This is a genomic window from Ruegeria sp. C12 (assembly GCF_056537745.1).
This window is the reverse complement of the sequence record NZ_JBQFSA010000004.1, coordinates 219822-241898: the sequence shown is the minus strand read 5'-3', so window position 1 is coordinate 241898 and position 22077 is coordinate 219822. Positions and strand designations below refer to the sequence as shown.

The 22077-nt window shown below is 60.5% G+C and carries 20 protein-coding genes; 15 read left to right on the top strand and 5 right to left on the bottom strand.

The genetic code is table 11. From position 1 onward, the window contains the following. Positions 1–4 precede the first annotated feature (4 nt). Together ACR0C9_RS10410 and ACR0C9_RS10405 are read left to right on the top strand one after the other, a co-directional pair. Entirely contained in the window at positions 5–2893 is a 2889-nt protein-coding gene (locus ACR0C9_RS10410; protein WP_480780952.1) for a DNA translocase FtsK, read from the top strand. A gap of 39 nt (positions 2894–2932) precedes the next feature. Beyond that, positions 2933–3529 (top strand): outer membrane lipoprotein carrier protein LolA, encoded by a 597-nt coding sequence (locus ACR0C9_RS10405; protein ID WP_170455204.1) that lies wholly within the window; start codon positions 2933–2935, stop codon positions 3527–3529. 10 nt (positions 3530–3539) lie between these two features. On the opposite strand, the gene ACR0C9_RS10400 is transcribed toward ACR0C9_RS10405, so the two are convergent. Together ACR0C9_RS10400 and ACR0C9_RS10395 are read right to left on the bottom strand one after the other, a co-directional pair. After that, complete coding sequence (locus tag ACR0C9_RS10400) at positions 3540–4121, bottom strand: transglycosylase SLT domain-containing protein (RefSeq protein ID WP_170455203.1); 582 nt, start codon at positions 4119–4121, stop codon at positions 3540–3542. A 61-nt stretch (positions 4122–4182) separates the two neighbouring features. After that, positions 4183–5064 carry an AEC family transporter gene (locus ACR0C9_RS10395; protein WP_480586321.1) on the bottom strand — a complete coding sequence of 294 codons (882 nt, stop codon included), beginning with the start codon at positions 5062–5064 and terminating at the stop codon, positions 4183–4185. An 80-nt stretch (positions 5065–5144) separates the two neighbouring features. Here ACR0C9_RS10395 and hspQ point away from each other — a divergent pair, with 80 nt between their 5' ends. Beyond that, positions 5145–5471, top strand: coding sequence for a heat shock protein HspQ (gene hspQ / locus ACR0C9_RS10390; RefSeq protein ID WP_170455199.1), 327 nt, complete (start codon positions 5145–5147; stop codon positions 5469–5471). A gap of 35 nt (positions 5472–5506) precedes the next feature. Here the strand turns inward: hspQ and ACR0C9_RS10385 are convergent, their stop codons facing one another. The 3 genes from ACR0C9_RS10385 to ACR0C9_RS10375 form a co-directional block, all read right to left on the bottom strand. Further along, positions 5507–7084 (bottom strand): gamma-glutamyltransferase family protein, encoded by a 1578-nt coding sequence (locus ACR0C9_RS10385; RefSeq protein WP_480780951.1) that lies wholly within the window; start codon positions 7082–7084, stop codon positions 5507–5509. A 215-nt stretch (positions 7085–7299) separates the two neighbouring features. Then, positions 7300–7797, bottom strand: a complete 498-nt coding sequence (locus tag ACR0C9_RS10380; protein WP_480780950.1) for an ATP-binding protein — start codon at positions 7795–7797, stop codon at positions 7300–7302. Beyond that, positions 7769–8107, bottom strand: coding sequence for an STAS domain-containing protein (locus ACR0C9_RS10375; protein WP_170624586.1), 339 nt, complete (start codon positions 8105–8107; stop codon positions 7769–7771). Before ACR0C9_RS10375 ends, ACR0C9_RS10380 begins: the two co-directional genes overlap by 29 nt. A gap of 104 nt (positions 8108–8211) precedes the next feature. Between ACR0C9_RS10375 and ACR0C9_RS10370 the strand changes: the two genes are divergently transcribed. From ACR0C9_RS10370 to ACR0C9_RS10315, 12 genes are all read left to right on the top strand, one after another. After that, the gene (locus ACR0C9_RS10370) at positions 8212–9384 is read left to right on the top strand and encodes an acetyl-CoA C-acyltransferase (RefSeq protein ID WP_480627130.1); all 1173 of its coding nucleotides are present in this window, start codon (positions 8212–8214) and stop codon (positions 9382–9384) included. A gap of 93 nt (positions 9385–9477) precedes the next feature. Continuing rightward, the gene (locus ACR0C9_RS10365) at positions 9478–9927 is read left to right on the top strand and encodes a GAF domain-containing protein (RefSeq protein WP_170455191.1); all 450 of its coding nucleotides are present in this window, start codon (positions 9478–9480) and stop codon (positions 9925–9927) included. Positions 9928–10153: 226 nt separating this feature from the next. Continuing rightward, positions 10154–11638: a peroxidase family protein gene (locus ACR0C9_RS10360; RefSeq protein ID WP_480780949.1), complete on the top strand. Its 1485-nt coding sequence runs from the start codon at positions 10154–10156 to the stop codon at positions 11636–11638. Between the two features lie 155 nt (positions 11639–11793). After that, positions 11794–12363, top strand: coding sequence for an XRE family transcriptional regulator (locus tag ACR0C9_RS10355; RefSeq protein ID WP_170455187.1), 570 nt, complete (start codon positions 11794–11796; stop codon positions 12361–12363). 13 nt (positions 12364–12376) lie between these two features. Beyond that, positions 12377–13000, top strand: coding sequence for a LysE family translocator (locus ACR0C9_RS10350; RefSeq protein ID WP_480780948.1), 624 nt, complete (start codon positions 12377–12379; stop codon positions 12998–13000). Positions 13001–13004: 4 nt separating this feature from the next. Further along, positions 13005–13385, top strand: a complete 381-nt coding sequence (locus ACR0C9_RS10345) for a GFA family protein (protein WP_170455183.1) — start codon at positions 13005–13007, stop codon at positions 13383–13385. A gap of 15 nt (positions 13386–13400) precedes the next feature. Further along, the gene (locus ACR0C9_RS10340; RefSeq protein WP_170455181.1) at positions 13401–15848 is read left to right on the top strand and encodes a GcvT family protein; all 2448 of its coding nucleotides are present in this window, start codon (positions 13401–13403) and stop codon (positions 15846–15848) included. A gap of 18 nt (positions 15849–15866) precedes the next feature. Beyond that, positions 15867–16343 carry a cupin domain-containing protein gene (locus ACR0C9_RS10335; protein ID WP_480780947.1) on the top strand — a complete coding sequence of 159 codons (477 nt, stop codon included), beginning with the start codon at positions 15867–15869 and terminating at the stop codon, positions 16341–16343. A gap of 3 nt (positions 16344–16346) precedes the next feature. Further along, positions 16347–17399 carry a zinc-binding dehydrogenase gene (locus tag ACR0C9_RS10330; RefSeq protein WP_480780946.1) on the top strand — a complete coding sequence of 351 codons (1053 nt, stop codon included), beginning with the start codon at positions 16347–16349 and terminating at the stop codon, positions 17397–17399. Between the two features lie 12 nt (positions 17400–17411). After that, entirely contained in the window at positions 17412–18305 is an 894-nt protein-coding gene (locus tag ACR0C9_RS10325) for a homocysteine S-methyltransferase family protein (protein ID WP_480780945.1), read from the top strand. A 16-nt stretch (positions 18306–18321) separates the two neighbouring features. Continuing rightward, positions 18322–19305: a GlxA family transcriptional regulator gene (locus ACR0C9_RS10320; RefSeq protein ID WP_480708653.1), complete on the top strand. Its 984-nt coding sequence runs from the start codon at positions 18322–18324 to the stop codon at positions 19303–19305. 89 nt (positions 19306–19394) lie between these two features. Further along, the gene (locus ACR0C9_RS10315) at positions 19395–21848 is read left to right on the top strand and encodes a GcvT family protein (RefSeq protein WP_480780944.1); all 2454 of its coding nucleotides are present in this window, start codon (positions 19395–19397) and stop codon (positions 21846–21848) included. Positions 21849–22077: the final 229 nt, after the last annotated feature.

Below are 22077 nucleotides of genomic sequence, written 5' to 3'. Positions count from 1 at the left end.
CAAAATGGCATCATTGAACGCGCGCAACCGCGATCCGCTACTGGACAGCACGACTCAGGCCGCGATCGAGCGGCGCAGCAAGGAATTGATCGGGATCGCCCTAATCCTGCTGGGCTTTGCCGCCGCGGCGATGATCTGGTCCTACACGCCGGACGATCCGAACTGGATGGTCTCGACCGACGCGCCGGTGCAGAACTGGATGGGGCGGATTGGGGCTTCGATTGCCGCGCCGTTGTTCATGATCGTTGGCTGGGGCAGTTGGGGTATTGCGCTGGTGCTGATCGGTTGGGGTGTGCGATTTGCCGGTCATTTCGGTGAAGATCGTGCCGTTGCCCGTTTGATCTTTGCCCCGATCTGGATCGCAATTGTCTCGGTCTACGCCGCGACTCTGGTGCCCGGTGCCGAATGGCGCGCGACCCACAGCTATGGGCTGGGCGGGCTGTTTGGCGACACCGTAATGGGGGCGTTGCTGACCCTTCTGCCGATTTCCTCGCATTTCCTGGTCAAGCTGATGTCGCTGGCCATGGCCGTCGGGATGATCGCGCTGGGTGTCTTTGTGCTGGGCTTCACCAAGGTTGACGTGCGCCGCGGAACGCGTGCTTTCCTGCTGGGTCTGGTGATGGCCTACGATCTGTTGATGAACCTGCTGGGCCGTGGGGCCTCGGCCACTGCGCAGGCCGCGCGGGATCGCCGGGCGCAGTGGAAAGAACACCGCGCCGCGCGGGTTGAGCCGGTTTTGAATGATGAGATTGCCTTTGGGGATCCCGTCTTTGAAGACCTGGAAGAGGAAGCGCCGGAACCTGCCCCAAAAACCGGCCTGCTGGCCCGTATGCCCGCCCTGATCCGCCGCCCTGATCCGATGCCCGAACCCGAACTGGTTGAGCCCATGCCGGTCGAAGGCTTCGATGAAATGCCGGGTGAGGATCGCATCCGCTCGAAAATCTCGGCCGCTGTGCGCAACCGCAAGGTGGCAACCGGTGAGGTGACGCCCGAGCCCGATCCGAACCTGCCGCTGACCAAAGGCCGTGGTCGCGGGCCGGACCCGTTGATCCTGAACGCAGGGCCAACAGGTGGCCTGCCGCCTGAACCGCCTATGACCGCGCCCGAGTTGCCACCGGAACCGATGCTGACGGCTGACCCCGCGCCCGAGTGGCAGGAGCCTCTGCATCAGGACTTCGCGCCCGAGCCGGATTTTGACGATGACGCCGTGTTCGAGGACTCCCCCGAACCCGCGCCGCAATCGCGCCCGGCGATGAAAATCCCGGTGGCCGAGCCGCGCAAGCCGGTGGTCGCACAGCCGGTGCGCCGCGCGCCGCAACCATCCCGCCGCGCGCAAGCCGAGGCGCAACCGGCCCTGTCTTTCGAAGAACGGCATTCCGATTTCGAACTGCCGCCGCTGGGCCTGTTGTCGAACCCGGCCAGCATTCAGCGCCATCACCTGAGCGATGAGGCGCTGGAGGAAAACGCGCGGATGCTTGAAAACGTGCTGGATGACTATGGCGTCAAGGGTGAGATCGTCAGCGTCCGCCCCGGCCCGGTTGTCACCATGTATGAACTGGAACCGGCCCCGGGCTTGAAAGCCAGCCGGGTGATCGGTTTGGCCGACGATATCGCACGCTCGATGTCGGCGCTGTCGGCGCGGGTTTCGACCCTGCCGGGCCGTTCGGTGATCGGGATCGAACTGCCCAATGAAAACCGCGAGATGGTGGTGCTGCGCGAAATCCTCGCCAGCCGTGATTTCGGCGATGGCAATCATGCGCTGCCTTTGGCGCTGGGTAAGGACATTGGCGGTGAGTCTGTGGTGGCGAACCTTGCGAAGATGCCTCACCTGCTGATCGCGGGGACCACCGGTTCGGGTAAGTCGGTGGCGATCAACACGATGATCCTGTCGCTGCTGTATAAGCTGACGCCGGATGAATGCCGCCTGATCATGATCGACCCCAAGATGCTGGAACTGTCGGTCTATGACGGCATCCCGCATCTGCTGTCGCCCGTTGTGACCGACCCGAAAAAGGCGGTTGTCGCCCTGAAATGGGTCGTGGGCGAGATGGAGGATCGCTATCGCAAGATGTCCAAAATGGGCGTCCGTAACATCGCGGGCTACAATGGCCGCGTGAAGGACGCGCTGGCCAAAGGCGAGATGTTCAGCCGCACGGTTCAGACCGGGTTCGATGACGAAACCGGCGAGCCGATGTTCGAGACCGAGGAATTCGCCCCCGAAGCGATGCCCTATATCGTTGTCATCGTCGATGAGATGGCCGACCTGATGATGGTCGCGGGTAAAGAGATCGAAGCCTGCATCCAGCGCTTGGCGCAGATGGCACGGGCCTCGGGCATTCACCTGATCATGGCAACACAGCGCCCGTCGGTTGATGTGATTACCGGCACGATCAAGGCGAACTTCCCGACCCGGATTTCGTTCCAGGTGACCTCGAAAGTCGACAGCCGCACAATTCTGGGCGAGATGGGCGCCGAGCAACTGCTGGGGCAGGGCGACATGCTGTATATGGCCGGTGGTGCCAAGATCACCCGTTGCCATGGCCCCTTTGTCTCGGATGAAGAGGTCGAGGAAATCGTCAACCACCTGAAGCAATTCGGCCCGCCGGATTACATGAGCGGCGTGGTCGATGGCCCGGCCGAAGAAAAGGCCGACAATATCGACGCCGTTCTGGGCCTGAACACCGGTGGCAACACCAACGGCGAGGACGCGCTTTATGATCAGGCGGTGGCGATTGTGATCAAGGATCGCAAATGCTCGACCTCGTATATCCAGCGGAAACTTGCCATCGGCTACAACAAAGCCGCGCGGCTGGTCGAGCAGATGGAGGACGAAGGCGTTGTTTCGGCGGCAAATCACGTCGGCAAACGCGAAATCCTCGTCCCCGAGCAATAGGATATTTAATAACAAGGGCAGAGCGCATATCTGTGAAGCATGAAACAGATTGCTTTTGCCCTTGCTTTGACACTGGCCGCGCCTGCGGCCTGGGCTGCTGATAAGCTGCCGCTGTCAGAAATTTCGAATTACCTGAACCAGCTGAAAACGGTTCAGACCAGTTTTACTCAGGTCAACGATGATGGCTCGCTGAGCACCGGCAAGCTGTGGATGCAGCGACCCGGTAAAATGCGGTTCGAATATGATCCGCCGGACAGTGCGGTGGTGCTGGCACGTTCCGGCAGTGTCATGATCTTTGATCCCAAATCGAACCAGCCACCCGAACAATACCCGCTAAAGCGGACACCGCTGTCGCTTGTTCTGGCGCGGAATGTGAACCTTGGTCAGGCCAATATGGTGGTAGGGCACGAGTTCGACGGCACGGCGACCGTGGTAACAGCGCAAGACCCCAAGAACCCGGACTCGGGCCGGATTGAGCTGATGTTCACCGACAACCCGGTCGAGCTGCGGAAATGGGTGATACATGACAATGCAGGCACCCAGACCACGGTGCTGCTGGGCCCGTTGACCGAGGGTGGCAGGCTGAATCAGGATCTGTTCTCGAACAGCAAAAGAAGTGGGTCAGCTGATCGCTGACCCCTTCACCTCAGTACCGGCAATTTGCCAGTTGCGACTGATACAGGTTCGCGCGCGCGTCCACATCGCTGGCCACGTTCAGCAACCATGATTTCTTGTTATGGCTGCCGCGGGCAAAGCCAGTGTGGCCTTCGTGATAGGCCAGATATTGATTGCGCGTGTCGGCGGGGTGGATGCCATTCCGCTCGTAGCTTTTGTTCATGTACCAGCCAATGAAATCCGACGCGTCGCGAATGCGATCCCGCTTGGCGCGGCGTTTGCCGGTTTCACGCTGGTACTGCTCCCACGTGCCGTCCAGCGCCTGACCGTAGCCATAGGCGCTGCTTTGACGGCCCATCGGGATCACGCCCAGAACATAGCGGTGCGGCGTGCGTGCATCGTGGCGATAGCGGCTTTCCTGATAGATCGTGGCCATCTGAACGTGAACGGGAACGCCCCATTTACGCTCGGTGCTTTTGAAGGCCCGGATATAGTCGGGCTTTTCGCGCGCAATGCTGCACGCGTCGTTCAATCTGCTGGGCGGCTGTTTCGAGCCGCCCCCACAGGATGCCAAAAGCAGCACCCCTAGGAGTACGAAAAGAATTCTGCTCATGTGCCTCGTGCCTTTTTTCAGGCATTCTAGCGCAGATTGAGCGCTGAGGAAATCACAATCGCTACAGAATCAGCGCCAGAACAAGGGGTAACGCTGCGACTGACAGCAGGGTCGAGACCATGACCATCCCCGCAACGGCATCTGCGTCGGCCTGAAACCGCTCTGCCAGCAGGTAGGATGTGACCGCGACGGGGGTGCACATTTGCAATACCAGCACGCCAAAGGCGATGGCTTCCAGGTCAAAAGCGGACGCTATGGCCCAACCGAGGGCAAAGCACACCACCACTTTCAGGATCGACAGCCAGATGGCTTGCCCCAGACTGCGGGTGGTCAGGCGCGCGATCGCAACGCCCAAAGTGACCAGCATCATCGGAACCGCCATTTGCCCCAGCAAATCCAATGTGTTGGTCAGAAACAGCGGGGTTTCCCAATCCTGCCACAGGAACAATGCCCCAAGCAGCGTTGCCCAAACCATCGGTTGCCTGATGACCTGCCCAAAGGCCCCTTTGCCTGCGACAAGATAAATGCCGTAGGTAAAGGAAAACAGGGCCGTCACCGACAGGAAAATCACGGCATAGCCCAGCCCCGCCTGTCCGAAGGCAAAGATGCATAACGGCAGGCCCAGATTGCCGGTATTGCCAAAGATCAAAGGCGAAAGGTACGTGCGCTGCTCCAGCCTCAGCACCCGAACGATTCCCCAAAACACGACCGCCAGACCAAGGTTGGCGACGATGGTGGCCACGGTGAATCGCGACAGGTCGCCACCCGGTATTTCGGTCTGCATCAGCGCCACGAAGATCAGGCTGGGCACCGCCAGCATCATGGCGAAACGGGTGACGAATTGCAGGCGGTATTCGAACCCCAGCTTGACCCAGGCAAATCCAATGCCCGCCAGAATAAACACCGGCGCGACAATTTCGAACACTGTCAGTAGAAGGTTCACAGACTGTTTCCCTGAATTTCAGATCAATGATTGGATTTTCCGCCCGGAAAGAGGTAGTAACTGCTTTGGGGGCTGAAACAATGCTAAAGACACATGCCAAGTACGGCTTGGGACAAGTAGTGCGACATAAAAAACATCCCTTCCGAGGGGTGATTTTTGACGTGGACGCGGAATTTTCCAACACCGAGGAATGGTACGAAGCCATCCCCGAAGACAGTCGGCCGATCAAGGATCAGCCGTTCTATCATCTGCTGGCCGAGAATGATCAGTCCTTCTATGTGGCTTATGTTTCAGAACAAAATCTGATCGCCGACCAATCGGGCGAGCCGGTGGAACATCCCGATATTCCCAATATGTTCGGGCCGTTCGAGGACGGGTCCTACCCGCTGCACTTCCATCTGAACTGATCCACCGGGCCAACCCGGCCCGGACGCTGATGTCCCTAATATCCCAACGCACACCCGTCTTTGCGCGGATCGCTTGCGCCCTCTAACACGCCGTCGTTTCGGATTCGGATTGCCTGCGCGCCGCCAAGTGGGGTTTCTGAAATCTCAACAGTGTGGCCAAGTTGCGACAATTGTTGCGCTACCTGTTCTGAGAACCCGCGTTCCAGTTTCAACACACCCCCGTCGGCAAAGGCGCGGGGGGCATCGATGCTGTCCTGTAGGCCCATGTCGAAATCCGTGAGGTTTGACAGGAAACGGGCATGACCGGTCGGCTGATAGGCCCCGCCCATGACCCCGAAGGGCATCATCACGCGGCCGTTTTCTTGCAGCATTCCGGGGATGATCGTGTGCATGGGGCGTTTGCCACCACCCAACTCATTTGGATGGCCGGGGTTCAGAGTGAAACCGGCCCCCCGGTTCTGCAGCAGAATGCCGTATTTCTGGGATGCGATGCCCGATCCGAAACTGTGGAAGATCGAATAGATCAGCGAAACTGCCATCCGGTCGCGATCGACCACCGTGATGTAAACGGTGTCCTTGTGAATTGCTTCGGTCAGCGGCGCTGCTGCCTGCATCGCGCGTTTGGGGTCGATCATGGCGGCCAGCGATGCGGCGATTTCGGGATCAAGGAACCGTTCCGCGCGGGCCATATGATCCGGGTCCGCGATGAAGCGGTTGCGGGCGTCATAGGCCAGTTTGGTGGCTTCGGCCTCGATATGAACGCGTTCCGCCCCGAATGGGTCCATGCTGGCCAGATCAAAATGCTTCAGGATGTTCAGCAGCAGGATGGCCGTCGCCCCCTGACCGTTGGGCGGATGTTCGACCAGATCGATGCCTTGATATGTTCCGCTCATCGGGTCGGTCACGGTGCATTTCGTAGCCGCGAAATCATCCGCGCCATGAACACCGCCTAGTTGGGTCAGCGCCGAAAGCATATCCTCGGCAATTTCACCGGTGTAGAAGGCGTCGCGCCCGTGCTTGGCAATCTGGCGCAGAACTTCGGCCTGACCCGGAGACCGGAAGACCTGACCGATCTCTGGGACGCCGCCGTTGATCAGATAGTGCTGCCTGGCGGCCCCTTGCAGAGTGCGCGCGCCGCGTTGCCAGTCAAAAGCGACCCGGGGCGCAACCGGTACGCCGAGTTCAGCATAGTGAATCGCCGGTTGCAGAATGGCGTCCAGTCCCAGACGACCTTCATTCTCTGAAAGATGACAGAGCGCATCCACCGCGCCGGGGATGGTGACGGCGTCAGGGCTGGTCAGAGGTACCGCAGCCAGCCCTTTGGCGCGCAAAGCCTCGGCATCTGCCTGTGCCGGGGCGCGCCCGGAACCATTCAAAGCGCGAATCCTGTCTTCACCTGCCCGGTTGAACAGCACAAAGCAATCGCCGCCCAAACCCGTCATCTGTGGTTCGCAAATGCCCAACAGGATGGCCCCGGCAATTGCGGCATCCATCGCATTGCCGCCCCGACCCAGAATATCCAGCGCCGCCTTTGCGGCCAGAGGATGCGACGTTGCACATATCCCTTCGGTTGCCAGAACTTCAGACCGGCCCGGCAGATGCAGATCCCGCATGGTATTCCTCCTCCCCATCGACGGGTCGAACCTAAGACGCGGCCTGTGTTTGTCCAGTAATATTAGGGAGAGAAGTTCCTCGGCGCCGTTCACTGGGTGGGGGCTGTGACACTTGGCGCCGAGGGAAGCTATCTGAGCTACAAGTCACTGTATGACGGGGGTTTGCGGCGCGACAATGGTTCGAAAAAGGCCTTATTATGGCTATTGCTTGCCGGTCAGTCCTGCGGTTCAAAGTCAAACCGCAGCGACAGGCGATTGCATCCGTCCCGCCTTTCATACCAGATATCGCTGGTTAGCTGGTGGATCAGAAACCAACCAAACCCGCCTTCGGGCAGGTCCTGAACGCCTGTCTCGACCGAAGCAGGAATACCGTCGGGCAGTTTGTAGCCGGGCAGGGGATTGCCGGTATCGGAAATCAGGATGTCCAGCCGGTTGTGGTCCAGCCTGCACGTCACCTGCACCTTGGCCGGGGCGATGCCTGCATAGGCATGTTCGACCACGTTGTTGATCGCCTCAGCCAGCGCGATCTTCACATCATCCGCCATATGCGCCGGCAGCCCCTGCCGCGACAGGCCGGTGCTGAGTTGCGAAATTCCCGCGCTCGCTTCGGCCTCAGTGGCCGGGAAGGTCAGTTCAAGGCAGGTTTTGGTCCCTATCGGCTTCACGCAGTCCACTCCGCCCAGATCAGTCGATGGAACCGGCCAGGGCGTCATCCAGGGTGGCAAACAGATTGAACACCGTGTCCATGCGGGTCAGGCGAAACACCTTTTCGACCACCGGTTGCAGCCCGGCCAGATCCAGCCTGCGCCCGGCCCCAAGCTGCTTCATCGAGGCGACAATTGCGCCCAGCCCGCTGGAATCGATAAATTCGACCCCGCCAAGATCCAGCACCACCCGGTTGCATCCCGATTCGGTTGCGCGCCGCATGTCTTCCTTGAACTGAATGGCCATGGCGGCGTCGATCCGGTCGGTCTGGACCGTGATGATCTGAGTCTCACCGGATGTTGTAGTGGTCAGGCCCATGTTTGACCGCCCTCTTTCCTGGAATTGCTTCGTAGAAATACGCTAGACGGCAAATCTTACCATTCGGTATGCAGAAGCCGGAAAATGAACAAAGGAAGACCGTGATGAATGAGGTTGTGATCGCAGGGGCCGCCCGCACGCCGATGGGTGGATTTCAGGGCATGTTCGACGGGGTCGCAGCCGCGGATCTGGGCGGGGCCGCAATTCGCGCCGCATTGGAACAGGCAGGCACCGAAACCGTGGACGAGGTGCTGATGGGCTGCGTTCTTCCGGCAGGGCAAGGGCAAGCCCCGGCACGTCAGGCCGGTTTCGCCGCCGGTCTGGGCCAAGAGGTGCCGGCCACGACACTCAACAAGATGTGCGGATCGGGCATGAAAGCGGCCATGATGGCCTTTGACCAGATCGCACTGGGACATGCCGATCTGATGGTTGCGGGCGGAATGGAAAGCATGACGAACGCCCCCTACCTGTTGCCGAAAATGCGCGGCGGCGCGCGTATCGGGCACGGTCAGGTCGTCGATCACATGTTCCTCGACGGGCTTGAAGATGCGTATGACAAAGGCCGCCTGATGGGCACCTTCGCCGAAGACTGTGCCGAATCCTTCCAATTCACCCGCGAGGCGCAGGACGAATACGCGCTGCAATCCCTGTCCAATGCTCTGGCGGCGCAGGACAGCGGCGCGTTCGATGGCGAGATCGCCCCGGTTTCGGTACGCACCCGAAAAGGAGAGGTGATCCAATCGGCGGATGAGCAGCCAAAATCAGCCCGGCCCGAAAAGATCCCAACCCTGAAGCCGGCCTTCCGCAAGGATGGCACGGTGACCGCTGCCAATGCATCGTCGATCTCGGATGGCGCGGCGGCGCTGGTTCTGGCGTCTGCCTTGGCTGCTGAGGCACAGAATCTGTCCGTTCGTGCGCGTATCCTTGGCCACGCCAGCCACGCGCAGGCCCCGGGCCTGTTCACCACAGCCCCGGTCCCGGCTGCGCAAAAGCTGCTGGCCCGCATCGGCTGGAGCACCGAAGATGTCGACCTTTGGGAGGTGAACGAAGCCTTCGCCGTTGTCCCGATGGCCTTCATGCATGAAATGGGTCTGCCCCGGGACAAGGTGAACGTGAACGGCGGGGCCTGCGCGTTGGGCCACCCAATCGGCGCGTCTGGCGCTCGGATCATGGTTACACTGCTGAACGCATTGGAGAAGCGGGGCCTCAAACGCGGCGTCGCAGCGATCTGCATCGGCGGCGGCGAAGGAACGGCCATCGCCATAGAACGCATTTGACCCTTCTTCTTGTTTCAAATACGGCGGGGGTGAATTGAGCCAAAGGCTCAAGAGGGGGCAGCGCCCCCGCCCCTGATAGACAAAAGCGCAACCATGACCGCCGATTACGACACGCTTGCCAAAACCATCGCCGCGCTGACCGAAGGCGAGACCGATCAGGTTGCCTTGATGGCGACCATCGCCTGCGAAGTGCATCACGCCGATGATCGGTTTGACTGGACGGGTTTTTACCGTGTGACTGAGCCGGGGTTGTTGAAGATCGGCCCGTATCAGGGCGGACATGGCTGCCTGACCATCCCGTTCGATCGCGGTGTCTGCGGTGCTGCGGCGCGTACGGGAGAGGTTCAGCTGGTTCCCGACGTAGATGCGTTTCCCGGCCATATCGCCTGTGCCTCCTCTACCCGGTCCGAGCTTGTCTTGCCCGTGCGGGATGCCTCGGGCGAGGTGATTGCGGTGTTCGATATCGACAGTGATCAGCCTGATGCGTTCAACGATGCGGACGCGGATGCGCTGGGCACGATTCTGGCGCGGGTCTTTGGCTGATCGCCACATCCGGTACCGGCTGCCCCGACCCGTCTGACGCCTCTTCACCTCAGGTTCTTTAAACCTGAGCTTGTGCTGCCAAGTATCGGAAAGGTCTGAAAGACCCTTTCTCGTCGGCGGATTCGCGCGCCGTCAAATTGAGAATCTTCCCTATTTCTGCTATGAATCGACCTGTCGGATTTTTATTTTCACCGACATTTTTTATTTGTTTCAGGAGTATTTTGTTATGGCAGGTATGCATCACGGCCTTACGCGGCTTGATCAACTCACCAAGGTTTGTCTCAACGGCGCGGGCCCCTCCAGACCCTTTGTGCAGACACTTGGGCGTCTCAAGCCACCAAACCCGGTTCATATCGTCAAAATCACCCATGCGGATGTGATCCATGCGCTGGACGACTTGTCTCAGTCCATGCGGGCCAAGGAAAACCATGATGGCCCAGCGGATGCGGGCATGACCTTTCTGGGTCAGTTCGTTGACCACGACATCACACTGGATGCGACCTCGGCCCTGGGCACCCGCATCGATCCGGCCACCATCCCGAATGTCAGAACGCCCAGCCTGGACCTCGATTGTGTCTATGGCGCCGGGCCCGAGGCGTCACCGCATCTCTATGGAGCCGGGGATCAGGACCATATGCTGATGTTCGGGCGCAAGGAAAACCACCTGGATCTGGCACGCACCTGCGCGGGCAAGGCCCTGATCGGTGATCCGCGCAACGACGAGAACATCATCGTCGCACAAGTGCAGGGCATCTTTATCGAGTTGCACAACATCCTGATGAGCAAGCTGAGCGAGGGCGGGTCCGAAGCCAAGGATATTCACGCCTGCGCCCATGAAGGGATCAGTGCCAAAATCTGGAAGGATCACGTATCCCCCGGATTAAGCAACTTTCAGGAAGTGCGGCGGTTCATTCGTCTGCATTACCAGTGGATCGTCTGGAACGAGTTGCTGCATGCCTTCGTAGAAGACAGCTGCCTGACGGCAGCGATGAAACGTCCGATCTTTGGCTGGGATGCGCCGGTCATGCCGGTTGAATTCACCGGTGCTTGTTATCGTTTCGGCCATGCAACGACGCAATTCGAATACAAGCTGAACGCGTCCGGCAGCCCCGTCAGCCTGTTCGCAACGCAAGGCTTTGGCCCAAGGGACAAGGCAGCCAATATCGACATGGACCTGTATTTCTCGATGAACGGCAAGACCGCGTCGCAAAAGGCCCGACCGGTTGGGCCCAAAATGGGCGCGCCGCTGCTGGAGCTGCCCTTCGTCACCGGCCAGATCGCGTTGGAGGATATCGGCGAGACGCTGACCGAGGCGCAATCCAAGAATCTGGCGCTGCGCAACATGATCCGCGACCGGTATACGTATCAACTTGCCAGCGGTCAGCACTTTGCCGCGCATCTGGGAACCGCCCCCGTTGCCGTGCCGCCAGAGCTTGCCGCCAAAGGGTTTCAGAAAACGCCCTTGTGGTTCTATGCGCTGCAAGAGGCTGAACAGCACGGGCACGGTAAACTCACCGGTGTTGGCGGTCTGATCGTCGCCTCGGTCTTTGCCAATCTTCTGCTGCGGGATCCGACGACCTTTGTGCACATCCCGCACTTCAAACCATGGCCGGGATTTGGTGGCCAGCCGTCCTGTATGGCCGGCATTATCGCCTATGTCGAAGCCAACCGGGGGCATATCCGCGATCCGCACAGTCTGATGTGTGGCTGAAGACGTGTGAAAACCTGTCGGGCATCCGGTGCCCGACAGGTCCAACGATACTGTTACCGGCTCGATGAAATTGCGTGAAAAAATGCTTTGAAATTTCACGAACCTCTGGCATCGTGAAAAACAGGGAGAAATTTTCACGAGATTCGGAGCGGCCAGTGAACAGCCAAGCCCCTCAGAGTGCCACATTGGGTGCCGATATTCGCGCGCTGCGAAAGGCGCGTGGGTTGACGCTGACCGAGATCGCGGCACGTTTGGATCGCTCTGTCGGGTGGCTCAGCCAGGTTGAACGCGACAAATCCGACCCGTCGATTTCCGACCTGCGCCAGATTGCGGAATCGCTGGGCGTGCCAATGTCGATGCTGTTTGCGCATTCTGCTGTTCCCAGCGACGAACAAGGCTATGTGGTGCGGGCCGGAACCCGCAGACCCATGGGATCGGGTGAAGAGGGCCTGATCGAAGAACTGCTCTCGCCCGATCTGACCGACGATTTCGAGATGGTGCATTCCACTTTCGAGCCTCGGTCGCAAATGCAGACCCCGGCCAACCGACCGACGCAGGAGGTCGGGTATATGGTATCCGGGCATCTGGACCTGACCATCGGCAGCCGCCAGTTCACGGTGGGACCGGGCGATAGTTTCCGCATCAAGCATGAACCCTATCAATGGGCGAACCCGTATGATGAGCCCGCCGTGGCCATCTGGGTCATCGCTCCGCCGGTGTATTGAAGAGAGCGTATTGATGAGTTTCGAGGCCTGGACCATTTTCGCGCTGTTCTGGGTGGTGTTTGTCACTACGCCCGGACCAAATGCGGTCAATTGCATCTCGAACGGTATGAGCCTGCCGTTTCCCAAGGCGATGCTGGGGGTGCTGGCGATCCTGACTCAGGCCAGCGCGTTTCTGGTCCTGTCTGCGTTGGGCGTGACCGCCCTGATCGCGGCCTCACCTACCGGGTTCTGCATTGCCAAACTGATCGGTGCCGGGTTCCTGATCTGGCTGGGCATACGCGGCTGGATGAATGCCACCAAACCCGCGCCCTCGACTGAACGCCCGGCTGGCCATGTCTACCTGCACGCGTTGGCAGTGGCGACGATCAATCCCAAAAGCGTCGCCGGATACCTTGCCGCATTTTCACAATTCGTGCAGCCCGATGTGCCCGTCTGGCAGCAGATGGGGGTGATCATGCCCACCGCGCTGGTCATCACCACGCTCAGCTATACCGGGTTCACCCTGCTGGGCGCGCTGATGGGCAAGGCGGCGCTGGGGGCGGTGTTCAACATCTGGGTGCGCCGGATCATGGCCGCCTGTTTCATCATCTACGGCGTGTTGCTGGGCACCAGCTCCACACCCGTTGCAAGGGGGTAATCACATGCACAAAGGTTCCTGCCTGTGCGGCGCGGTCGCCTTTACCATCGATGGGGATCTGTCGCCGACCTCGGCCTGTCATTGCGGCCAGTGCCGCAAGCAATCGGGCCATCACTGGTCCTCGACCTCGACCCATCAGGACAACCTGAGTTTCACCGCCAGCGACACGCTGCGCTGGTTCCGTGCCTCGGACATTGCCCGGCGCGGGTTCTGTGCCCAATGCGGCTCGTTCCTGTTCTGGCAGCACAATGACGAGGACACGATTTCGATTTCCATGGGGGCGTTTGATGAGCCCACCGGATTGATGCTCTCGCAGCATATCTTTGTCGCCGACAAGGGCGATTACTACGACATCACGGACGATCTGCCCCAACGGGCACAGTAACAGGGATCAAGACGAATGAGTGACTTTCCGACAAAAGCCCGCGTGGTTGTTATCGGTGGCGGTGTGGTGGGGACCTCCTCGCTGTATCATCTGGCCAAGAAAGGCTGGACCGACTGCGTTCTGCTGGAAAAGAACGAACTGACCGCCGGGTCTACATGGCACGCGGCGGGCAATGTGCCGACCTTCTCGACCTCATGGGCGATCATGAACATGCAGCGCTATTCGACCGAGCTGTATGCGCGTCTGGGCGAGGAAGTCGATTATCCGATGAACTATCACCAGACCGGGTCCATCCGTCTGGCGCATTCCAAGGAACGCGTGCAGGAGTTCGAGCGCGCCTGTGCCATGGGCCGCTATCAGGGCATCGAGATGGAGATGTGGACGCCCGAGCAGGCCAAGGAGAAATACCCGTTCCTGGAAACTCACGATCTGGAAGGCGTGCTGTTCGACCCCAGCGATGGTGATATCGACCCGGCGCAGCTGACACAGGCGCTGGCCAAGGGCGCACGCGACATGGGCGCGAAAATCCTGCGCTTTACGCCCGCAACCGGCGTGACACAGCATGAGGATGGCAGTTGGACCGTCAGCACCGAAAAGGGCGATATCGACTGCGATTACGTGGTCAACGCCGCCGGGTATTACGCGCAGCGTGTCGGTGAATGGTTCAAGCCCTATGGCGGGCGCACCGTGCCGATGATGGTGATGAGCCACCAGTATCTGCTGACCGAGGAAATCCCCGAGATTGAGGCTTGGTCGAAGCAATCCGGCCAGAAGCTGCCGCTGCTGCGCGACGTGGATGTGTCCTATTACCTGCGTCAGGAAAAGCACGGCTTTAACATCGGCCCGTATGAGCCCAACTGCCGCGCACATTGGGAAACCGATTCCGACCCGATGCCCGACGATTTTAGCTTCCAGCTCTGGTCCGACGATCTGGACCGGATCGAAGACATCGTGGCCGACGCGATGGAGCGTGTGCCGCTGTCCGGTGAGGCCGGAATCTCGCGTATCATCAACGGCCCGATCCCCTATGCGCCTGACGGTCTGCCGCTGATCGGCCCGATGCCCGGTGTGAAGAACGCGTTCGAGGCCTGCGTCTTTACCTTTGGCATCGCGCAGGGCGGTGGTGCTGGCAAGGTGCTGGCGGAATGGATCGTCGATGGCCACACCGAATGGGATATGTGGTCGGTCGATCCGCGCCGTTACACCGACTACACCGATCACGATTACTGCGTGAAAAAGGGGATTGAGGTTTACGGCAACGAATACGCCATGCACTTCCCCCACCACGAATGGCCCGCCGCGCGCGACAAAAAGCTGTCGCCGGTGCATGACAAGGTCAAGGAACTGGGCGGTGTCATGGGCGCCTATAACGGCTGGGAGCGCGCCAACTGGTTCGCGATGCCGGGCGACGACACCTCGCTTGAGGCGACGCACACATGGGGCCGGTCCGGTCCGTGGGAGCAGCGGATCAAGGAAGAATGTGAGGCCGTGCGCGACCATTGCGGTGTGCTGGACCTGCCTGGCTTCTCGCGCTTCATGGTCAAGGGCGAGGGTGCCGCCGAGGCGCTGCGCGGTCTGGTCACGGGCGGTCTGCCCAAGGCGGGCCGGATGAACCTCGTCTACGTTTCGGACGACCGGGGCCGCATCCTGACCGAGATGTCCTGTATCCGTCTGGGCGAAGATGAGTTCGTGATGATCACCGCCGCCACGGCGCAGTGGCATGACCGCGATATCCTGCTGAAGGCGATGCCTGCCGGGGTGTCGGTCGAGGATGTCACCACCACCCGCGACACGCTGATCGTGACCGGCCCGAAATCGCGTGAGATCCTGTCGGGTCTAACCGATGCGGACCTGTCCACCGGATGGTTGACCCACCAGTCCGCTACCGTCGCCGGACAACCCGCCTATCTGATCCGCGTGTCCTTTGCCGGTGAACTGGGTTGGGAGGTTCATGCCCTGAACGAGCATATGCCCGCGATCTACGGTGCGATCATCGACGCCGGGGCCAAGCCGTTTGGCATGTACGCGCTGAACAGCTTGCGTATCGAAAAGGGATACCGCGCGTGGAAAGGCGATCTGTCGACCGATTACTCGCTTCTGCAAGGCGGGCTGGGGCGGTTCGTCAAGCTGGACAAGCCGCAGGACTTCCCCGGCAAGGCGGCGATCCTGAACGAAAAGCAGCAGGGCGTGAAGAAGTCGTTCGTTACCCTGACGGTCGAAGCCGGTGAGTGTGACGCGCCCTATATGTCCTGCATCTGGCAAGGCGATCAGATTGTGGGTGAGACGACCTCGGGCGCATGGGGTTATCGCGTGGGCAAATCCATCGCGCTGGGCATGATCAGGACCGAGCTTGCCAATCCCGGCACCGAGCTTGAGGTCGAAATCTACGGTCAGAAACACCGTGCCGTGGTACAAGAGGACCAACCGCTTTGGGACCCCGAGAACGAGCGGTTGCGCGCGTAACCCCGTACGGAGATCGCCATGAGCAAACGATACGCCAAACTGGGGCCCGGAGAGGGTCCCAACTATGACTGGGAAAACGACCACACCTTCGTGAAGGTGTCGGGTCAGGACACCGGTGGCGCATATACGCTCATGGAAGACAATCTGAAGGCCAGCTTCGCGCTTGGCCTTCATCGCCACGACTGCCATGCCGAGACCTTCTATTTTCTGGAAGGTGCGGTGGATTTCTACGTCGATGGCGACTGGCATCGGTGTATGCCGGGCACGACGATGCATGTCCCGCCCGGGGTGCCCCATGCCTGCCGGGTGGCCGATGCGGCCCCCGCCAGAATGCTGATGATCTTCCAACCCTCGGGCTTCGATGGCTTTCTTGCGGAACTGGCCGGGATGGATGAGGCTGACTTTGCCGATGAGGCCAAAATGGCCGCGCTCAACGCGCGGTACGACATTGTGCCGATGGGTCCGGTTCCGGCGCATCCCGATGCTGCGGGCTGACAGATGACTTTGCCCGAAACCATGTCCGGCGTTTACCTGACCCGTCACGGCGGGCCAGAGGCGCTGGAATGGCGGCAGGATATTCCCGTTCCTCAACCTGGTCCGGGGCAAGTGCTGGTGCGTGTCGCGGCTGCCGGGGTCAACAACACCGATATCAACACGCGGGTTGGCTGGTATTCCTCGGACGTCACAAGCGCCACCGGGGAGGTCGATCAGGATGTCGACTCCGGCGGCTGGGGCGGTGCGCTGCACTTCCCCCGGATTCAGGGCGGTGATCTGTGTGGCATCGTCGAAACGGTTGGCGCGGGGGCAGCGTTCCAGCCGGGTCAGCGCGTGACCTGCCCGATCAACCTGCCGCGCCCACGTCCGGGTCATCCGCAAGGGTTCATCGCCCTGGGGTCCGAGATCGATGGCGCGTTTGCGCAATATTGTCTGGTTGAGGCGGATGATCTTTATGACGTCAGTGCCTCGCCCCTGTCAGATGAGGAAATCGCCGCCATTCCCTGCGCTTTCGGCACCGCCGAGAACCTGCTGACCCGGGCGGGTGTGACTGCGGGCCACAAGGTCCTGATCACCGGCGCATCGGGCGGCGTTGGACTGGCCGCCGTGCAACTGGCCAGCCTGCGGGGCGCGTCGGTCTGGGGCGTGACCAGCGCGGCCAAGGCGGATGTGGTGAAAGCGCAGGGTGCGGTCCAGACCTTTGACCGGGATGCGGATTTGCCCGCCGACATGTTCGATGTTGTGATCGACGTGGTCGGTGGCCCGGCTTGGGCGGCGGTGATCCTGGCGCTGAAACCCGGCGGGCATTATGCCGTTTCAGGCGCGATTGCCGGTCCGATGGTTCAGGCCGATCTGCGCGACATCTATCTGCGCGATATCACCATCCACGGCTGCACCTATCAGGCGGCCGAGGTGTTTGGGCGTTTGGTCGAGTTGATGAATGCAGGGCGTATCAAGCCGTTGATTTCCCGCACATACCCCTTAGAGGACATCATCACGGCGCAAGAGGATTTTCAATCCAAGGCGCTGCCTGGAAAACTGGTGCTGATCCCGTAAGGAGCTGGAAACATGGCCGATATCACCCTACTGGATGGCTCGATCGGGCAAGAGCTGGTGAAACGCAGTGGAAAACGCCCCACGCCATTGTGGTCGACACGGGTGATGATCGATCACCCCGAACTGGTCCACGACGTTCATGCCGAGTATTTCCGGCGCGGCGCGACCGTGGCAACGACCAACACCTACGCCGTTCATCGCTCGCGTCTGGTGCGGGAAGGGATCGAGGATCAGCTTGCAACCCTGGTTGAAACAGCCGTCGCGCAGGCCAATGCCGCGCGACAGGGTACGGCAGGGCGGGTGGCCGGATCGCTCGGCCCGCTTCTGGCAACCTACCGGCCTGATCTGAAACCTGACCCCGAGGATGCGGCACAGAAGTTCGGCGAACTGGTCTCGTTGATGGCTAATAACGTGGACCTGTTTCTGATCGAAACCGTGTCTTCATTGCTCGAGGCCGAAGGCACCCTGCGCGGCACGGAAGGCTGCGGCAAGCCGGTGTGGCTGGCCCTGTCGGCCATGGATGATGACGGCACGCGGTTGCGCTCGGGCGAGGCTTTGGAGCTGATCGCGCCTTTGGTCGCGCAGTACCAACCGCAGGCTTTGCTGATCAACTGCACCCGGCCCGAGGCTGTTCCCGCGGCACTGGACATCCTGTCCGGTATGGGGCTGCCCTACGGTGCCTATGCCAACGGTTTCACCCATATCGCCGACGGGTTTTTGCAGGATGCGCCAACCGTTGACAGCCTTCAGCAGCGCCATGACCTTGGCCCCGACGCCTATGCAGATCACGCGATGACTTGGGTGGAACAGGGGGCCACGATTGTTGGCGGATGCTGCGAGATCGGCCCGGACCATATCGGGGCACTGGCCCACCGCCTTGTGGCTGCCGGTCATCAGATCGTCTGAACCGAATGGGGGCTGAATGAAAAAGAAAAACAATTCAGCTTCGGCGGATCAGACCGCTGACCCGATCCATTTTGACATTCTGGTCGCGCCCGGATTTGTGCTGCTGGAACTCGCGTCACTGGTGGATGTTCTGCGCATTGCCAACCGGGTGAGTCCGACGCCGCCATTCTCGTATAGCTACCGATCTCTGCGCGGCGATGCCGTGGCCAGCAGCAGCGACGCGACCGTCGCGACCGAGGTCGTGTCGGCGCACCCCAACGCGGCTTATCTGTTCGTTATCGGCAACTCGAACCCGGACCACCCGGATCTGTCCCTGGGGCGGATCGTCTCGGACTATACCTATCGCGGTGCGCAGGTCTTCCTGCTGGCCGAAGCCGCCAGCCGGTATATCGACGAACAGGGCACTGCGGATCTGGCAACCCATTGGGAAAACGCCTCTTTCCTGCGTGAACGCGGCGCCCGGTTCGAGGCCACGCTGTCCATCGCCACCGAACGGGGCGGGGTGGTGACCTGCGCCGGTATGAGCGCGACCACCGATATCGCCCTGTCTGTGATCGGTCGCCATATCTCGGGCCCGACACAAATGACCGTGGCCGACATCATGCTGCACGAGAACATCCGCGACTTTGCGTCGATGCAACCCTTCTCGGGCGCGAAAACCACGGCAACAGGCGATGCCAAGCTGGATCAGTGCATCAAACTGATGCAGGCGAATATCGAGGACCCTTTGCCCATCCACGAACTGGTGGACGCGCTTGGCATTTCGAACAGATCGCTCGAGCGGAAGTTCAAGGCCTTCTTCGGCACCACACCCAACGGGTTCTACCGTGAAATGCGATTGGCCAAGGCCAACAACCTGCTGCTGAACACCACCATGAGCGTTCGCGAAATCGGACTGGCCTGCGGGTTCCCGAACGGATTCTCCTCGGTCTACAAAAGTTTCTTCGGCGTCACGCCTTTCGTGATGCGTCGGCAAAAGAGACAATCCGCACAAAGATGATTTTTGCGGATGCGGTGACGTTTTTGATGGATTCTGTGTCGATCTTTCGTGTCATGCAGATGAAAACCTGACAAAGCGGAGTCGTCAGAATGGTTGATCTTCCCAACAAGGCCCGCGTGGTCATCATCGGCGGTGGCGTCGTCGGATGTTCGGTCGCGTATCACCTGACCAAGAAAGGCTGGAACGATGTTGTTCTGCTTGAACGCAAGCAACTGACCAGCGGCACCACATGGCACGCGGCGGGCCTGATTGCGCAGCTGCGCGCGACGGCCAACATGACCAAGCTGGCGAAATACAGTCAGGAGCTTTACGGCGCGCTCGAGGAAGAAACCGGTGTTGCCACCGGGTTCAAGCGGGTCGGCTCGATCACCGTGGCCCTGACCGAAGAACGCAAGGAAGAGATCTACCGTCAGGCCGCCATGGCCCGCGCCTTTGGTGTCGAGGTCGAGGAAATCTCGAACGAGCGGGTGCAGGAGATGTATCCGCATCTGAACCTCGACGGTGTCAAAGGTGCCGTTTACCTGCCGCTGGACGGGCAGGGCGATCCGGCAAACATCGCGCTGGCACTGGCCAAAGGCGCGCGGCAGCGCGGCGGCATCGTCAAGGAGCGGATCAAAGTCACCGATATCGTCAAACAGGGCCGCAAGGTCACGGGCGTGGACTGGGTTGCGGATGACGGCAGCGCCTCGGGTCACATCGAATGCGACATGGTGGTGAACTGCGCAGGCATGTGGGGCCACGAGGTTGGCCGCATGGCCGGCGTGAACGTGCCGCTGCACGCGTGTGAACACTTCTACATCGTCTCGGAGCCGATCGACGGCCTGACCCCGTTGCCGGTGCTGCGCGTGCCGGACGAATGCGCCTATTACAAGGAAGACGCGGGCAAGATGATGCTGGGCGCGTTCGAACCCAACGCCAAGCCCTGGGCGATGGATGGCATCCCCGACAGTTTCGAGTTTGACCAACTGCCCGAGGATTTCGACCACTTTGAGCCGATCCTCGAGGCCGCCTGCGAGCGGATGCCGATGCTGGCCGAGGCGGGGATTCATACCTTCTTCAACGGCCCGGAATCCTTCACGCCAGACGACGCCTATCATCTGGGTCTTGCGCCCGAGATGGACAATGTCTGGGTCGCCGCCGGGTTCAACTCGATCGGTATCCAATCCGCCGGTGGCGCGGGTATGGCGCTGGCCGAATGGATGGACAGCGGCGAGAAACCGTTCGATCTGGGTGACGTGGATATCAGCCGGATGCAGCCGTTTCAGGGCAACAAACAGTACCTGTATGAACGCTCGAAAGAGACGCTGGGCCTGCTTTACGCCGACCACTATCCCTATCGCCAGAAGGCCACCGCGCGCGGTGTGCGCCGGACACCGTTCCATCATCATTTGAAGGAGCAAGGGGCCGTGTTCGGCGAACTCGCGGGTTGGGAACGCGCCAACTGGTTTGCCAATGAAGGGCAGGAACGCGATTACCAGTACAGCTGGAAACGCCAGAACTGGTTCGAAAACTCGGCAGTCGAACACCGGGCGGTGCGCGAGAATGTCGGCATGTATGATATGTCGTCCTTCGGCAAAATCCGCGTCGAAGGCCCGGATGCCGAGGCGTTCATGAACTATATCGGCGGCGGCGATTATTCCGTGCCCAATGGCAAGATCGTCTATACCCAGTTCCTGAACCGCACTGGCGGAATCGAGGCCGACGTGACCGTCACCCGCCTGACCGAGACCTCTTATCTGGTCGTAACCCCGGCGGCGACGCGTCTGGCCGACCAAAGCTGGATGCAGCGCAATGCCGGTGGTTTCAACGTGGTCATCACCGATGTCACCGCAGGCGAGGGCGTGCTGGCCGTCATGGGCCCCAATGCGCGCGCGCTGCTGGAAAAGGTTTCTCCGGCCGATTTCTCGAACGCGACCAACCCGTTCGGCACCGCGCAGGAGATCGAGATCGGTATGAGCCTGGCCCGAGCCCATCGCGTGACCTATGTGGGTGAGCTTGGGTGGGAGGTTTATGTTTCCTCCGAAATGGCGGGGCACGTGTTCGAAACACTGCATGAGGCCGGTCAGGACATTGGGCTGAAACTGTGCGGTATGCACATGATGGACAGTTGCCGGATCGAAAAGGGCTTCCGCCATTTCGGTCATGACATCACCTGCGAGGATCATGTGGTTGATGCGGGCCTTGGCTTTGCCGTCAAGGTCGACAAGGGCTGCGACTTTATCGGGCGCGAGGCTGTGATCGCGCGCAAGGAAAGCGGGCCGAAGAACCGTCTGGTGCAGTTCAAGCTGACCGATCCCGAGCCATTGCTGTTCCACAATGAACCGATCATACGCGACGGCGAATATGTGGGCTATCTGAGTTCCGGCAACTACGGTCACACGCTGGGCGGTGCCATCGGCATGGGCTATGTGCCCTGCGAGGGCGAGAAAGCGGCGGATGTTCTCGCCTCGACCTATGAGATCGACGTGTGTGGTGTGAAGGTGAAAGCCGAAGCCTCGCTAAAGCCGATGTACGACCCGAAATCCGAGCGTGTGAAACTGTGACGAAGGGGGCAGGGGGCGCTGCCCCCGCCGCCCGTGCCGGGCGACTCCCCCGGGATATTTATAGCCAGATGAAGCAGGGGATCCGGACTTCATCTGACCCGAAATATCCCGGAGCGCGAGGCAGAGCCTCGCATTCGCAACAGCGCCTTTTACGTGACGTTCGTGGGTGACCCATCACAATTCGTTATGTGGGACTTCACGGTTTTCAGAGTTTTCAAGCGCCGCTGAT

Bases quoted from the DNA above. Each gene is read 5' to 3' on its own strand.
- ACR0C9_RS10410 (WP_480780952.1), top strand. From the start codon at position 5: ATGGCATCATTGAACGCGCGCAACCGCGATCCGCTACTGGACAGCACG.
- ACR0C9_RS10405 (WP_170455204.1), top strand. From the start codon at position 2,933: ATGAAACAGATTGCTTTTGCCCTTGCTTTGACACTGGCCGCGCCTGCG.
- ACR0C9_RS10400 (WP_170455203.1), bottom strand. From the start codon at position 4,121: ATGAGCAGAATTCTTTTCGTACTCCTAGGGGTGCTGCTTTTGGCATCC.
- hspQ (WP_170455199.1), top strand. From the start codon at position 5,145: ATGCTAAAGACACATGCCAAGTACGGCTTGGGACAAGTAGTGCGACAT.
- ACR0C9_RS10385 (WP_480780951.1), bottom strand. From the start codon at position 7,084: ATGCGGGATCTGCATCTGCCGGGCCGGTCTGAAGTTCTGGCAACCGAA.
- ACR0C9_RS10380 (WP_480780950.1), bottom strand. From the start codon at position 7,797: ATGACGCCCTGGCCGGTTCCATCGACTGATCTGGGCGGAGTGGACTGC.
- ACR0C9_RS10375 (WP_170624586.1), bottom strand. From the start codon at position 8,107: ATGGGCCTGACCACTACAACATCCGGTGAGACTCAGATCATCACGGTC.
- ACR0C9_RS10370 (WP_480627130.1), top strand. From the start codon at position 8,212: ATGAATGAGGTTGTGATCGCAGGGGCCGCCCGCACGCCGATGGGTGGA.
- ACR0C9_RS10365 (WP_170455191.1), top strand. From the start codon at position 9,478: ATGACCGCCGATTACGACACGCTTGCCAAAACCATCGCCGCGCTGACC.
- ACR0C9_RS10360 (WP_480780949.1), top strand. From the start codon at position 10,154: ATGGCAGGTATGCATCACGGCCTTACGCGGCTTGATCAACTCACCAAG.
- ACR0C9_RS10350 (WP_480780948.1), top strand. From the start codon at position 12,377: ATGAGTTTCGAGGCCTGGACCATTTTCGCGCTGTTCTGGGTGGTGTTT.
- ACR0C9_RS10345 (WP_170455183.1), top strand. From the start codon at position 13,005: ATGCACAAAGGTTCCTGCCTGTGCGGCGCGGTCGCCTTTACCATCGAT.
- ACR0C9_RS10340 (WP_170455181.1), top strand. From the start codon at position 13,401: ATGAGTGACTTTCCGACAAAAGCCCGCGTGGTTGTTATCGGTGGCGGT.
- ACR0C9_RS10335 (WP_480780947.1), top strand. From the start codon at position 15,867: ATGAGCAAACGATACGCCAAACTGGGGCCCGGAGAGGGTCCCAACTAT.
- ACR0C9_RS10330 (WP_480780946.1), top strand. From the start codon at position 16,347: ATGACTTTGCCCGAAACCATGTCCGGCGTTTACCTGACCCGTCACGGC.
- ACR0C9_RS10325 (WP_480780945.1), top strand. From the start codon at position 17,412: ATGGCCGATATCACCCTACTGGATGGCTCGATCGGGCAAGAGCTGGTG.
- ACR0C9_RS10320 (WP_480708653.1), top strand. From the start codon at position 18,322: ATGAAAAAGAAAAACAATTCAGCTTCGGCGGATCAGACCGCTGACCCG.
- ACR0C9_RS10315 (WP_480780944.1), top strand. From the start codon at position 19,395: ATGGTTGATCTTCCCAACAAGGCCCGCGTGGTCATCATCGGCGGTGGC.